Genomic DNA, 13,901 nt, shown 5'->3' on the forward strand with positions numbered 1-13,901 from the left:
CCTGACATCCTGCCGCGACGATCAGAAAGATCGTCGTGTGGGCGCCGGCCTTTGGGCGGGCCCGGGGCGCGGCATGGGGGGCCCCGCGCAGCTCTCCATCGCCCGCATGAGCGACCCGTGGACGGTCACCGGCGGCCGGGTCGCGATCCCGGCGGACGGCGGCTGCACGGAGGTGCGCGAGGGGCCGACGCCGCTCCACCGCGACGGCCGCAACGTTCCTGACCTCCTCCACGTGCGACACCGCATCGAGGTGTTCTAGAAGGGCGCGTCGAGCGGCACCTGCCGCACTCCCGGCAGGTACGCGTCCAGCTCGCCCAGCTCGAACCGCGACATCCCGACCACGTGCCAGAACTGCCCGCCTGGATCGCCCTGCAGCTTGTAGCGGCCGTCGGGCGCCAGGGCCGCCCACCCCTCGGGCAGCCCCAGCAGGGTCGCCCGCCGCGCGCCGCCCTCCCAGAGGATGACCACGCCGTCGTCGCCCGCGCTGGCCAGCAGCTCGGAGCCGGGCGCCGGGCTGAAGGCGACCGACCAGACGCGGCGGTTGTGGCCTGACAGGGAGTGGCGCAGGTCGCCGGTGGCGGCGTCGTAGACGCGGACGAGCGTGTCGTCGCCGCCGGTGGCCAGCACCGAGCCCGCCGCGCCGAACGCCGCGCTCCACAGCCGCCCCTCGTGCCGCAGCGTGTGCACCAGGCGCGGCGCGTGGCCGGGGAGCAGCTCCCACACCAGGGCGCGCCCGTCGTTGCCGGCGCTGACCAGGAAGCGGCCGTCGGGGGAGTAGGAGACGGAGTAGACCCGGTCGCTGTGCCCCTGCAGGACGGTCACCCGGCGGCCGGTGGGCAGGTGCCAGACCCTGACGAGCGTGTCGTCGCAGCCGGTGGCCACGTGGTCGCCGTCGGGGCTGAACGCGATCGAGCGCACCCGGCCGCGATGCTCGGTCAGGTTGCCCGCCAGCCGCCCGGTCGGCCGGTACCACAGGCGGACGGTGTCGTCGTCGTTGGCCGTGGCCAGCAGGTCGCCGTCGGGGCTGAACGCCTCGGCCCACACGTGCTCGGTCTCGGCGTTGAGCTCGCGCTCGTAATCGCCGGTCGAAGCGTTCCAGAAGTGCACGCCGCCGTCGTTGCTCGCGGTCGCCAGCACCGGCCCCGCGGGGGAGAAGGAGGCCGAGATGAGCCGGTCGTTGTGGCCGGTGAACTCGCGCAGCCGGCGGCCGGTGCGGGACTCCCACAGGCGTACGACGCCGTCGTTGCCGCTGGTGGCCAGCAGCGAGCCGTCGGCGCTGAAGGCGACCGAGGAGATGCGGCGGCCGTGGCCGCGCAGCACCCGCTGGCACTGGCCGCTGTGCGGGTCCCACAGGCGTACGGTGCCGTCGTTGCTGCTGGTGGCGAGCTCCTGGCCGTCGGGGCTGAACACGAACGGCCACACCGAGCTGCGGTGCCCGGTCAGCTCGACCCTGTTGCCGTCGCCGAGCCGCTGCAGGCGTACGACGCCGTTGGCGTCGCCGCTGGCCAGGATCTGCCCGCCGGGGCTGAAGGCGACCTGGTAGACGCTGGTCGCGTGGGTGGTGTGCACGCCGCGCTCCTCGCCCGACGGCGACCACAGGCGTACGGCGCCGGCGGTGTCGCCGCTGGCCAGCAGCGAGCCGTCGGGCGCGAACGCCAGCGAGTAGATGCTGCCGGTGTGGCCGGTCAGCTCGTGCAGGCGGGTCCAGGTCGCGGTGTCCCACAGGCGTACGGTGCCGGCCTCGTCGCCGGTGGCCAGCAGCCGGCCGTCGGGGCTGTGCACGGCGCGGAAGACGCTGCCGCGGTGCTCGCCGAGCGTCTCCTTCATCTGCCCGGAGCCGAGGTCCCACACGCGGACGGTGCCGGCCGCGTCGCCGGTGACGAGGGCGGAGCGGCCGAAGGAGGCGGTGTAGACGGGCGCCCGGTGCCCCGCCAGCTCGTGCACGAGGCGGCCGGTGGCGCTCTCCCACACGCGGACGACGCCGTCGCCGCCGCCCGCCGCCACCAGGTCGCCCGACGCGCTGAGCCGCAGCGGCCAGACGCCGTCGGGATGGCCCGCCAGGCGGCGCAGCGGCTCGCCGGTCAGCGCGTCCCACAGCAGCACGACGCCGTCGCTGGCGCCGGTGGCCATCAGCTCGCCGGCGAACGCCACCGCGTAGACGCGGCCCCGGTGCCCTTGCAGCGTGCGCACGGGCGCGCCGCCCACGCACAGCAGCACGCCGCCGTCCTCGTTGCCGACCGCGAGGGTGGCGCCGTCGGGGCTGTAGGCGATCGGCTCGGGCAGGCGGCTGGTCTGGAAGTGGTAGCCGTACGGGACGCCGATGCCGGCGGGCGCGAACTCCACCTCGACCGGCTGTCCTGGCACCACGGCCGCGCCCGGCAGGTGCGGCAGCGTGCCGGTGACGTCGATCAGCGTGGCGCGGTGCCAGCGGGCGCCCTCGACGGCCGCGTCGCTCAGGTCCACCTGCGCCAGCCGCGCCCCCGACAGGTCGGCGCCGCGCAGGTCGGCCCCGGTGAGCTGGGCGGCGTCGAGCCTGGCGCCGGTCAGGCGGGCGTCTTTCAGCACGGCCCTGGACAGGTTGGTGCCGACCAGCGTCGCCTCGGACAGGTCGGCGCCGGTCAGGTCGACCTCGCGCAGATCCCTGGCCGACAGGTCCTCGCCCTTGAGGTTGGCGCCGCGCAGGTCGGCGCGGGCCGGCGTGCGCAGCCGGGCGGAGATCTTGACGGCGTTGGCGCGGGAGACGTCGTCGGCCGGCGGGTGGTTCACCCAGGCGCGCAGCGCGCGTACGTCGGCGAGGTCGCACAGGAACTCGACGGTCAGCGCCGACAGCGGCCGGCGCGACAGCAGGACCGGGTCGTCCATGGTGGCGGCGATGCGGCGGGCGATCAGCCACTCCATCACCGAGGTGTGGATGAACCCGAACATGCCCTCTTCCGTGCGCACGAGCAGGCTGCCCGACCCCATGCGGAACGCGGCGTGCGCGGCCGACAGCTGCCCGTCGGCCAGGTCGGTCAGCGTCTCGCCGATCTCGGTCAGCTCGTCCACGCCGAGCAGCGCGTCGCCCGACTCCCACAGGCGCACCGCCAGCGCGGTCACCGCCCGCCACAGCTCCTCGACGCTGAGCCCGCCGGTCGAGCCCGGCACCTTGGCCCGCCGCTCCTCGAAGGCCAGCCAGGAGGTGAGGATCTCCTCGTACAGCAGGGCAGGGCTGATCGTGTGGCGGGCCTCGGCGACCGTGCGCAGGCGGTCGGCGTCGAGGTCGGCGATGAAGCTCAGCATGCGCGGGTTCTGGGCCAGCGCGAGCAGGTCCTCCATCTCCCGCATCAGCGCCATGCGGGCGCCGGCCTCGGCGTCGTCGCCGAACCTGTTGGCGAGGTAGGAGCTGATCTGGTCGGGCGCGAAGTTCTCCACGCCGAGCACCCGCCGCTGCGGCAGCACGCCCACCATCTCGCCCAGCGAGGTCAGCACCTGGCTGTGCGACTTGAAGTGCTGGGTGCGGCTGGCCACCACGATCTTCGCCTTGTCCTCGGCCGCCGACAGCAGCGTGGCCAGGTGATCGGCCGCCCGGTCGTAGGTCAGCCTGGTCACCAGCTCGTCGAACCCGTCGAACAGCAGCACGATGCGCCCCTGCCTGAGCAGGTAGCGGAACGCCTTGAGGTCGATGACCTCCTCGCCGTGGCTCGCCAGATGCGCCGCCACCAGCGCGTCGACCGAGTGCGCCTTGTCGAGCGCGCGCAGCTCGATGAGGATCGGCGTCAGGTGGGGCAGCTCGGCGGGGATGCGGCGGGCCAGCTCGCGCAGCGCGAACGTCTTGCCGTGGCCGAAGTCGCCGAGCAGCAGCAGGAAGCGGCCGTGGTCGGCCGACAGCAGCCGCATCATCTCGTCGGTCAGCCCGGCCCTGACGGCGCTGCCGGGGCGGTCGAGCTCGCGGTAGCGCTGGGGGACGTACAGGCCGGGCGGATAGCGGCGGTCGGAGGCGAGGCGCGCGGTCTGCTCGGTGACGTAGCCGCTGAGGTCGAGCAGGCCCTGGAACTCGGTGAAGCTGCGCAGGCGCACGCCCTTGCGCATCAGCTCCTCGCGGACCGAGCGCGGCGCGGGCGGGCCCTGGTAGACCAGCTCGGCCGCGAGCCCGGCGGCGTGGGCGGTGCGGACGAAGCCGTCGGCGCTCTCCACGGTGGGCTCGCCGACGTACGCGCCGATCATGGTCTGCCGGACGAACCCGTCCTCGGGGTGGGTGACCACGAGGTGGGCGTCGAACCTGCGGATCCTGGCCCGCTCGTGGCGGGCCTCGCACACCTCGGCGATGCGGTCGAGCAGCAGCTCGACGGGGCTGGGCGCGCGCTGCTCCGGCTCGGGCGCGGGCGGCGGCGCGGCCGGCGTCTGCCCGGTGAACGTGGTCTGCGCGGCCCGCCACCTGGCCCTGACCCGCTCGGGCGTGCCCTCGTCGGGCAGCCAGGTGCGCAGCCCGTCGGGGCCGATCTCGATCACCTGGTGCCGGCCGGCGCGCGGTGCGGCCACCCGGCCCTCGGCCGCCGTGCCGGCGCCGCCGTGGAAGAGCAGGTTGAGCCGGCGGCCGAGCAGCCGCTCGTACGTGGCGGCGTCGCGCAGCTCGGCCGGCGGGTGGCCGATCGCGCCGAGCCGCAGCCACCCGCGCTCCTCGTACGGCCGGAGCCGCTCGGCGAACCACGCCGCCTGCGCCTCCCCGATCAGCGCGTACGCGTCGCGCTCCAGGTGGCTCATCGCCATCGTCGAGTTGAGCCCGGCCACGACCACGCGCAGGTCGGGCACCTCGAACAGGCTCCACGGCTGCCCGCCGTCGAACACCCGGTCGTCGAGCCCCTGGTAGACCTCGCCGAACAGGGTGGCGAAGTGGCGCCACTTGGGCCAGTAAGGGGGCTGCGGGCTGACGTCGTCGGCCTCGCAGGTCATGAAGTAGGCGCTGGCGGCGGCCTTGGTGACGTCGCGCGGGCCGGGCAGCAGGACGAGCCGGTGCGGCTCGAGCCCGAGCAGCAGCCGCAGGTCGGTGACGAACCTGGTGGCCTGGCCGAACTGGCCGAGCGTGCCCGACTCGGTGAGGTCGCCCGCGACGACCATGAGGTCGGGGCGTGGCATGCCGCGGTCGTACATGGCGGTCAGGTCGGCCCAGATGCGGGCCTGCATGTCCTCGGGCGTGAACGGGTCGCCGGGCTCGGGCAACCCCCTCCCAAAGCGGGGCCCGCCGATGTGCAGCACGCTGATCGTCTCGCGCCCCCGCCCGCCCGCGGCCGACGGCGGGAACGTGGGCGCGGTGACCGGGGTGCGCCTGGCCCTCGGCCGCTCGGCGGGCGCCGGCAGCGTCGGCACGGGGACCGGCCTGCTGGTGCCGTCGGGGAAGGCGGGCGCGGCCTCGGGCTTGGCGCGGCCGGCCAGCGCCTCTCTGACCCGGCCGAGCAGCAGCGCCCTGGCCTGTCCTGGATCGGTGACGCCGAGCAGGTCGACCCAGGTGATCGTGGACAGCAACCCTTCGAGCGGCACGTCCTCCAGGCGGATGGTGACGAGCTTGTTGGACGGGTTGTCGGGGTCGGCGCGCAGCGCGGCCTGCCACTCCATGCGCCCGTAGCGGGAGCCGAGGTAGTTGCGCGAGAGCACGGCGACGACGAGCCGCGCCTCGCTGACGCCGCGGTCCATGAAGTCGATGAAGTTGGTGCCCGGCACGAAGTCCCACGCCTGGATCATGGTCTTGTAGCCCGCCGCCTCGAGCTCCCAGGCGATCCAGGTCGCCCAGGCCGTGTCGGCGGGGGAGTAGCTGACGAAGATGTCGGTCGGCCTGCCGTCACGTGCCATCTCGTCAGTATCCCCTGTGGCGTCGGCGATGTGCAGTCCGTGTGCGATCATCGTCGGGTGTTGCGGCGTCTTGGCGTACTCGACTGGATCAGGATCGGGCTGCTGATCCTGGGGCTGGTCTTCGTGGCCACCGGGCTGCTGCCCTGGCACGCGGCCGTCGAGAGCCTCAGCGAGATCGGCCCGCTGCTGATCTTCCTCGTGGCGATCATCGTGGTGGCGGAGCTGACCAAGGAGGCGCAGGTCTTCGACGCGATCGCGGCGCGGATGGCGGTGCTGGGCCGCGGCAACTACGCCGCGCTCTTCTTCCTCTGCACGGCCTTCGCGTCCTTCGTCACGATCTTCCTCAACCTCGACACGACGGCCGTCCTGCTCACCCCCGTCATGCTCGCCCTCGCCCCCCGCGCCCGCATCGCCGCGCTGCCCCTGGCGATGACCACGATCTGGCTGGCCAACACCGCCAGCCTGCTGCTGCCGGTCTCCAACCTCACCAACCTGCTCGGCATGCGCAAGATCGGTCTCAGCACGCAGGAGTTCGCGGCCCGCATGTGGGCTCCGCAGATCGCCGCGATCGCGGTGACGATGGTGTTCCTGTGGGTGTTCTTCTGGCGCCGCGGCGAGCGTCGCGACCTGCGCTACACCCCGCCGGTGCTGGAGCCCGTCGGCGACCGGGTGCTGTTCGGGGCGGCCGCGGCCGGCTGCCTGCTGTTCATCGTGCTGCTGCTGGTCGGCGCGCACGTCGCGGTGGCCGCCTGCGCCGCGGCCGTCGTCGTCGTGGCCGCCTTCGTGCTGCGCGCCCGCGAGCGCCTGACCTGGCACCTCGTCCCGTGGCAGCTCGTGATCTTCGTGACCGGGCTCTTCCTGGTGGTGCCGACGCTGAGCGGGCACGGCCTGTCGGCGCTGATGACCTGGCTGATCGGCACCGAGAGCGACCCCTACCGCACCGCCGCCGTCGGGGCCGGGCTGTCCAACCTGATCAACAACCTGCCGGCGTACAAGGCGGTCGAGACCGTCATCCCGGCCGCCGAGCAGGACCACCTGCTGGCGCTGCTGGCCGGCACCAACGTCGGGCCGGTCATCACGCCGTGGGCGTCGCTGGCGACGCTGCTGTGGTTCGAGTCGTGCCGCCGCCACGACGTGGCCGTGCCCATGCGGCGCTTCCTGCTCATCGGCGCCGGCCTGGCCGTCGTGGGCACGGCGGCGACGGTGTGGGCGCTGGTCACGTTCGGCTGACTCACGCGGCGACGGGCTCGTAGGCGCCGGCCACCGCGGCCAGCGCCCACCGCATGCGCGGGGCGTACGTCTCGGGGTGGTCGCCGGCCTCCTGCGCCACGTACGCGGCGCACCACGACGGGTCGCCGCCGCACGCGCACAGCCGCTCGTCCACGGCCGAGCGGATCTGGGCGGGCGACAGCCCGTCGGAGGGCTGCAGGGGGGTGACGAAGAGCACCTGCGCCAGCTCGGTGGTGGTGATCATGTCGGGCTCCTCTCCGCGGTGCGCCGGGTTCCGGCGTCACTTGAGTAGACCGCGCGGAGCGGCGGAACTCATCGCAGAACGACACACTGCGTGCGCGCACTTCTCCTCATTGCAGGAGCGCGAGCAGCCCTGGCAGGGCGCGCGGGTGAGCCGCCACGTAGCTGCGCACGTCGGAGGCGCCGTTGACGCACTCGTCGTACGGGCCGCCGTCGAGCGCCCTGATCTCGATGCCCGCCTCCTGCGCGAGCAGCGCGCCCGCCGGCAGGTCGACCACGCCGGTGCGGTAGCCCACGATGCCGTCGATGTCGCCGCGGGCCAGCATCGCCCACGACAGTAGCGGCGTCCACAGCTGCAGCACCCTGCGGGCGTTGAGGTCGAGCGCCGTCTTCAGCCTGAGCACGGTCGGGTCGTCCCTGGCGATGCCGTAGCCCTGGATCCAGGCCAGCAGCGGGCCGTGCGGGCTCGGCGCGTACGGGGCCGACAGCCGCCCCCCTGACGAGGCCAGCGCGCCCCCGCCCCTGACGGCCGACCACGTCTGTCCCGAGACGGGGTCGTGCACCACGCCGAGCTGCGGCAGCCCGGCCCGGCACAGCGCGACGCCCACCACGTACGCGGGCAGCCCGATCGCCACGTTGTTGGTGCCGTCGAGCGGATCCACCAGCCATGTCCACTCGCCGCCCGCGGAGCCGTTCAGCCCCGACTCCTCGGCGATCACCGCGTGCGAGGGGAAGGCCGTCAGAATCCGCTCCAGCAGCAGCTTCTCCGAGGCCAGGTCGAGGTCGGTCACCACGTCGCCGGCCGTGCCCTTGGCGTGCACGCGCAGCGCGCGCCTGGTGCCCTCCCTGATCAGCGCCCCCGCGGCCTCGGCGGCTTCGACGGCGACCGTGCGAGCGTGATCCAGGTCCATCGGCGTTGCCCTCTCAGGTGAGATGCGCGGTGATCAGCCGGACGGCCAGCGCCGTCTCGTCGGCGTCGAGCGGCTGCCTGGCCACGTGGTGCGCGCCGCCGCCGAGCGGGCCGAGGGACAGGTCACGGCCACCGGGCCGGCCGCTGCCGAGCGCGATGGTGGCCGCCTCGCCGTCCTCCGGCACGACGCTGCTGTGGAAGCGGTCGGCGGCCAGCGTGTACGTCTCGCCCGGCCCGAAGACCTCCACCAGCCCCGTCGCGTGCCGCACGGTGCGGCCGGTGGGCGAGATGCGGTCGCCGTCGGCCCCGCTCACCACCTCGTAGACGCGGTGGGTGGCGTCGGCGCCCGCGTCGGTGACGACCGCGTGCACGTTGCGGACCTGGCCGTAGAGCACGTGGCTCTCCAGGTCCCAGCTGTGGCAGTGGATCTGCGAGGTGGTGGTCTCGGCATGGGCCAGCGCTTTCGACCACACGTGCAGGCACACGCCGTCGTCGCCGTCGCGCTCCAGCGGCAGGCAGACGAACCCGAGCGGATGGCGCACCGCGGTCAGGCCGGGCCGCGCCAGCTCCGCCAGGGCCCACGATCTGGCGCGCCCCTCGGCCACCGCCCTTTGGACGAGATGGCGGCTCATGCGTACGGGTCCACGGCGCGCAGCGCCTTACGGGCGATGTCGACGACGTCGTGCCCGTTGTAGGACTTGGGCAGGGGCAGCCCCGCACGCTCGAACAACTCCTGCACCTCCTCGATCGTGGGCTCGTCGCTCAGCGGCACCTTCCTGTACATCTCCAGCGGCAGCCGCCGCGCCTGCTCGAAGCTCAGCCGCAGCTCGGTGTCGCAGTTCTCGTAGTAGAAGGTGCCGGCGAGCGCCGTCATGGCCTTGTTGGGGTCCTCGACCGTCATGATGAGGCGGCTGGAGGACAGGTCCCAGCGGAACGTGGTCATCGTGGACGACAGGCCGACCCCGATGTCGAGCAGGCCGTAGCGCTGCCGGTGCCAGAAGGCGGCCAGGACGGTCGCGTACGACTCCTTCCTGACCCGGTCGGTCGTCCACGTCTCGCCGGTGCCGTCGGGGGTGTCGGACAGCGAGCGGCGGTAGTGGGCGTACGTCTCGCACACCTCGAGGTCGGACGGGTCGATGACCTCGACGCGTACGGTGAGGTGGCGCTTGTCCCTGCGGGCGGCGGCCACGCACTGCGGCAGCGTCACGGCCCGCAGGTAGGTGCCGGTGCCGCCCTTGAACAGCCAGCGCGTGGTGTCGCGCCTGGCCTCGGCGTGGCACTGGGCGATCTCCTGCCTGCTGCCCAGCACGCGGACGAGCTGCAGCGCGTCGAGCGCGTGGCGGGTGCTGTGGGCCAGCGTCTCGATCTCCTCCAGGCGGGCCAGCCGGATCGGCAGCTCGGCCAGCGCGCCCGAGGTGATCGTCCGCTCGACGGGGGCCTGGCGGGCGCGGTCGCGCAGCAGCGCGGTGGCCACCAGCGCCATGATGACCAGGGACGACGAGTTCACCAGCTGCGTCTGGATCTTGTCGCCCTCGCTGCCGAAGATCTCCGGCGGCATGATGCCGAGCACGCCGACCACGAAGGCCAGCGCGAGCGCGATGGCGCCGTCGGCGTTGCGCGCCGCCCACGGGGCGGTCCGTCGCAAAGCCGCCTTCAACCGTCCCATGCGCCCCGCCCCGCCCGTGCCGACGATCAGTCAGTGCCCGTCGTCATGGTAACGACCGCACCTGGTGGCTGCCAGGTCACGCGGAGACGGAAACCCCTGGCTGCACGGGGACGATGCCTCGCTTGCGCCGCGGGAACGTCCGAACACGGTCTCCGCGGCTGCCTGCACGGCGACGGGCGGCGCGAGCTGCTGCTCGACGCCGCCCGACAGATCGAGTGCGAGCCGTCACCGCTGGGGGCAGCGGCCATCTGCGCGCCGTGACCCCGGCTTCAGAACGCCTAGAACCAGCCCCTGCGGCGGGCCATCTGCTCCAGCCCGCGCTGCAGCGCCGCGTCCGCCGCCTGCGGCGGCTCGTCGTAGCGCACGGTGAACCGGTTGTACGCGTCATGGCTGGAGGTCAGGAAGCCGCCCTGCTTGTCGGCCTCCAGGATGACGTCCATCTGCCGCGGCCCGGCGATGAACGTCAGCTCCAGCTCGTTGAAGTGGCGACGCCACTGCCCGCCCGCGTAATACTCGATCTCCTGGAAGAACGGCATCGTCGAGCCGTACAGCGTGCCGCGCTCCAGGTCGGCCTTCTTGAACTGGAAGCCCAGCCGGTCGAGTGCCCCGAGCACGTGGTCCTGGGCAGGCAGCGGGCCGACGTACAGCGGGTCGAGGTCGCCCTTGTCGAGCGCGCCCGCGAGCGCCAGCTCCGTCTGCACGCCCAGCTTCATGCCGTGCAGCGGATGCCCGGCGACCGCGCTGATCGGCGTCTCCCACGGCATCGCGATCTCGAACGGCTGCTGGTGCTGCGCGCCCGCCGCGAGCTGGAACGTCCCGGCCACCTGCTGGCGCAGGAAGCTGTAGCTCGTCTTGTACTCGTTGTCGCCCGACTCCACCTCGACCACGGCGGTCAGGTCGATGTGGATGCCTTCGACCTTGTAGTCGGAGTTGCCGCCACGGAAGTGGACGACGCCGCGCAGCGGCCCGCCCGGCTTGACACTCGTGTCGGTCAGCACCGTGTCTACCTCGACGCCCGCGCCGAACGCGGCCATCAGTTTGCGGAACACCATGGGGTTCTCCTAAGCGGAAGGTGAGTGGCCGTTCACGTTTCCCGCCCCCGTCCCCGAGATGCGGGGGAGCAACTGGGCGAGCAGGAGGGTGCTGAGCGCGGAGTCCGACTGGCCCTGCTGGGTCCTGACGACCAGCGGCTGCGGCGCGTTCTCCGCGAGCTTGGCGCCGACATCGAGGCGCCTGCGGGCCAGCTCGTACTGCAGCACGGCCCGGTTGTCCCGGTACGACTCGGCCAGCCGCCGCAGCGCCTTGGCCTCGTTCTCGGCGGCGGTCAGCTCGGCCCTGCCGCGCGCCTCGATCTCCCACGTCACGCGCTGCGCCTCGGTCTCCTGCTCCTCCAGCATGCGCGCCACGTCCTTGCGCGCGGTGTTGTAGGCGGCCTTGACCTCGACCACGCGGGCGTCACGGGTCTTCTTGGAACGCTCGATCTCCATCAGCAGCGTGTCGATGCGGCGCTTGCGGGTCAGCTCCCACTCGCGCTCGTAGGCCGACAGCTCCTTGGCGACCTTCTCGCGGGTGGCCAGGTGCTGCTGGTACTGGTCGGGCAGCTGCACGTCGGGGATGTTCGCGCCGGTGATGCGCACGCCGTAGCGGCCGAGCTGGCGGTTGAGCGCGTCCTGCATGTCGCCGACGTCGGAGCCGCGCAGGTCGTACGCGCGCTCGGTGTTGACGCGGCGGCTGCGCTGCCTGATGGCGTCCTGCACGGCGCTGGACAGCACGAGGTCGAAGTTGCCCGCACCGATCGTGCGGACGAACGCGACCGGGTCCACGATCCTGAACTTCAGGAAGAACTCGATCGACTTCAGCGGCACGTTCTCGGCCGTCGGGCAGGCCACGATCGGCGCCGAGTACGGGATCTCCGTCGAGGTGTCCACCACGGCGTCCACCCGGTCCCACGGCAGCCACAGGTAGTGGCGGCCGGGCGGGAGGGTGCCGGTGATGGCGCCCCAGCGGCTGCGCACGCCGGTGGTGCCCTCCTCGATCTCGATGATGGCCTTGCGCCACATCGTGAGCAGTGCCAGCAGCAGGAACACCAGCGCCGCGAACGCCGCGACCAGCGTGAAGTCGGTCATCACGGCCATGCCGGCGAAGTAGATCGCCAGGAACACCAGCGTCATCCACGCGAAGCCGCGCCGGTCCTTCGGGATGACGACCGGCACGAGCTGGCCCTGCTCGCCGCCGCGCAGGAGCTGGCGGATCTCACTCCAGGAGGCCAGCGACTCCTTGATCTTCGAGAATTCCCTGCTCATCAGATGCCACTCCCAGGCTGCTCTCCGTGGTGCTTACCGCCCGGCAGCAGCCGCTCGACGGTGCGCTCGAGGTCGGTGTCCGGCTCCGGCGTGTGCGGCGGCTCCTCCACGCCGGCCGCGGCCTTCTGCAGCAGGCCGGAGATCTCCCGCTCGCGGTCGCGTACGCGGGCCGCGATCTCGTCGAGCCTGCCCCGGATGGCGGCCATGTCCTCGGCGGAGAACAGCGCCGCGTCCTTGCCGCCCACGAGCTGCTGGGCGAGTACCAGGAAGTCGATGTCGGTCTCGTCGCCCACCTGCACCACCTGCGGCAGCCGGGTCGCGACGGACTCCAGCTTGGCCAGCAGGTCCTGCTGGAAGCGGTAGTCGAGGATCTCCGGCGCCTCGGCGGCCGACAGCGCCCTGATGTCCAGCGCCTGCGCCTCCAGGAGGGCGGCGTTGGCGTTGGCCGTGGACTCCGCCTCGACCAGGCGCTGCCTGGCCTGCGCGGTCGCCTGGTGGGTGGCGCGTTCGAGCGCGGTGTCCATGCGGGCCTGGTAGCCGGCGATCTCCGCCTGGATGGCGCTCAGCGTCTCCTGCAGCCCGGCCAGCTCCTTGACCAGGTCACCCTCGTTCTGCTCCTTGCGCAGCTGGAGCTCGTACTCGTAGGTGTAGGCCTCCTTGGCGACGCGCACCATCTCGGGCGCGGCCAGGTCCATGCGGTACTCCTGGCTGGACGGCTCGGCGTGCGTGATGTTCACGTCGGTGAGCCGCACGGCGGGCAGGAACTGCTGGTTGAGGCTCTCCAGCATGCCGAGCGTGCTCTCGCCGACGAGGTCGTAGATCTCCTCGGCCCGCTGGGCGTAGATGAGCGAGCGGGTGACCTCGCTGATGGCGTTCTGCAGCTTGGACTGGAAGCCGCTGACCGAGCCGAGCACGAAGATGAACTCCGCCGGGTTCTCGATCCTGAACTGCAGGAACAGGTCCACGCTCGCCTTGACGCCCTGCTGGGTGGGCGCCTCGCTGATCGGGGCGTTGAACGGGTACTCGCGCGTGGTGTTGACGATGTAACTGACCCGCTTCCACGGGTTGAACAGCGTCACCCGCCCGGGGTCGGCGATGTGCACCAGCTTGCCGAACTGCGTGATGAGCGCCTTGCAGCCCTCGGGTACCATCACCACGCTGCGCCGCCACCACAGGAACGCGGCGGCCAGCACCAGCACCACCCAGTAGTGGGGGCCGAAGAGTACGTCGGCGTTCGGGACGATGTTGCCGAGCGCGCCGATGAGGCCGAGCAGCACGAGGATGCCCAGCGGCACGATCACCTTGGCGGTGCTGCCCTTGGGGATCACCACCGGCGAGATGACGTGCATCCCGTCCTCGGTGAAGCTGCGGTTGACGATCTCGCCGGCCTCGTTGAGCGAGGCCGTCCTGGCTTCGATGACGGTCCCCAGCGAGGGGCCGCCGTCGCGGGCCGCGGCGAAGTCGTGCGGGTTCAGCGCGAAGCCCTGGCCGCCCTGACCGCCCTGGCCACCCTGGCCACCCGGCCCGGCCTGGCCGGCGTACTGCCCGACGGCCTGGCCGACGGCCTGGCGTACGTCACCCCCTTGGGCCACCGCCTGGGCTACGCCCCGTCCTGCCTGGATCAGTGCCTCTCTGGGTCGTGACATGAAACCTTCCTTTTCCGCTACAGGCGGATTCGACCGTATCGGCTACTGCTTACGGTTCGCTTGCAATGTGATGCCATATGGGT

General features: G+C 72.4%; 10 protein-coding genes. 2 read left to right on the forward strand and 8 right to left on the reverse strand.

What is annotated here, in order from left to right; all coding sequences use genetic code 11:
• Positions 1–37: 37 nt before the first annotated feature.
• On the forward strand, positions 38–259 hold the full coding sequence (locus AB0K12_RS22915) for a hypothetical protein (protein WP_364564453.1): 222 nt from the start codon (positions 38–40) through the stop codon (positions 257–259).
• Here AB0K12_RS22915 and AB0K12_RS22920 read toward each other — a convergent pair.
• The gene (locus AB0K12_RS22920) at positions 256–5,823 is read right to left on the reverse strand and encodes a TIR domain-containing protein (RefSeq protein WP_364564456.1); all 5,568 of its coding nucleotides are present in this window, start codon (positions 5,821–5,823) and stop codon (positions 256–258) included. The two genes, AB0K12_RS22915 and AB0K12_RS22920, sit on opposite strands and share 4 nt — an antisense overlap.
• Before the next feature lie 57 nt (positions 5,824–5,880).
• Here AB0K12_RS22920 and AB0K12_RS22925 point away from each other — a divergent pair, with 57 nt between their 5' ends.
• Positions 5,881–7,053, forward strand: coding sequence for an SLC13 family permease (locus tag AB0K12_RS22925; protein ID WP_364564459.1), 1,173 nt, complete (start codon positions 5,881–5,883; stop codon positions 7,051–7,053).
• Between the two features lies 1 nt (position 7,054).
• Here AB0K12_RS22925 and AB0K12_RS22930 read toward each other — a convergent pair whose 3' ends face one another.
• From AB0K12_RS22930 to AB0K12_RS22960, 7 genes are all read right to left on the reverse strand, one after another.
• A complete protein-coding gene (locus tag AB0K12_RS22930; RefSeq protein ID WP_364564462.1) occupies positions 7,055–7,297 on the reverse strand; it encodes a hypothetical protein in 243 nt (80 codons plus the stop codon).
• 106 nt (positions 7,298–7,403) lie between these two features.
• Positions 7,404–8,204 carry an inositol monophosphatase gene (locus tag AB0K12_RS22935; RefSeq protein WP_364564465.1) on the reverse strand — a complete coding sequence of 267 codons (801 nt, stop codon included), beginning with the start codon at positions 8,202–8,204 and terminating at the stop codon, positions 7,404–7,406.
• Between the two features lie 13 nt (positions 8,205–8,217).
• The gene (locus tag AB0K12_RS22940) at positions 8,218–8,835 is read right to left on the reverse strand and encodes a hypothetical protein (RefSeq protein WP_364564468.1); all 618 of its coding nucleotides are present in this window, start codon (positions 8,833–8,835) and stop codon (positions 8,218–8,220) included.
• Positions 8,832–9,848, reverse strand: coding sequence for a hypothetical protein (locus AB0K12_RS22945; RefSeq protein WP_364564471.1), 1,017 nt, complete (start codon positions 9,846–9,848; stop codon positions 8,832–8,834). The genes AB0K12_RS22940 and AB0K12_RS22945 overlap by 4 nt, the downstream gene beginning before the upstream one ends.
• A gap of 299 nt (positions 9,849–10,147) precedes the next feature.
• Positions 10,148–10,921 (reverse strand): sporulation protein, encoded by a 774-nt coding sequence (locus tag AB0K12_RS22950; protein ID WP_364564474.1) that lies wholly within the window; start codon positions 10,919–10,921, stop codon positions 10,148–10,150.
• Between the two features lie 9 nt (positions 10,922–10,930).
• On the reverse strand, positions 10,931–12,172 hold the full coding sequence (locus AB0K12_RS22955) for an SPFH domain-containing protein (protein ID WP_364564477.1): 1,242 nt from the start codon (positions 12,170–12,172) through the stop codon (positions 10,931–10,933).
• The gene (locus AB0K12_RS22960; RefSeq protein WP_364564480.1) at positions 12,172–13,818 is read right to left on the reverse strand and encodes an SPFH domain-containing protein; all 1,647 of its coding nucleotides are present in this window, start codon (positions 13,816–13,818) and stop codon (positions 12,172–12,174) included. Before AB0K12_RS22960 ends, AB0K12_RS22955 begins: the two co-directional genes overlap by 1 nt.
• Between the last annotated feature and the right edge of the window lie 83 nt (positions 13,819–13,901).

The organism is Nonomuraea sp. NPDC049419 (assembly GCF_040676995.1).
Lineage (GTDB): Bacteria > Actinomycetota > Actinomycetes > Streptosporangiales > Streptosporangiaceae > Nonomuraea > Nonomuraea salmonea.

Bases quoted from the DNA above. Each gene is read 5' to 3' on its own strand.
- AB0K12_RS22920 (WP_364564456.1), bottom strand. From the start codon at position 5,823: ATGGCACGTGACGGCAGGCCGACCGACATCTTCGTCAGCTACTCCCCC.
- AB0K12_RS22935 (WP_364564465.1), bottom strand. From the start codon at position 8,204: ATGGACCTGGATCACGCTCGCACGGTCGCCGTCGAAGCCGCCGAGGCC.
- AB0K12_RS22940 (WP_364564468.1), bottom strand. From the start codon at position 8,835: ATGAGCCGCCATCTCGTCCAAAGGGCGGTGGCCGAGGGGCGCGCCAGA.
- AB0K12_RS22930 (WP_364564462.1), bottom strand. From the start codon at position 7,297: ATGATCACCACCACCGAGCTGGCGCAGGTGCTCTTCGTCACCCCCCTG.
- AB0K12_RS22960 (WP_364564480.1), bottom strand. From the start codon at position 13,818: ATGTCACGACCCAGAGAGGCACTGATCCAGGCAGGACGGGGCGTAGCC.
- AB0K12_RS22950 (WP_364564474.1), bottom strand. From the start codon at position 10,921: ATGGTGTTCCGCAAACTGATGGCCGCGTTCGGCGCGGGCGTCGAGGTA.
- AB0K12_RS22955 (WP_364564477.1), bottom strand. From the start codon at position 12,172: ATGAGCAGGGAATTCTCGAAGATCAAGGAGTCGCTGGCCTCCTGGAGT.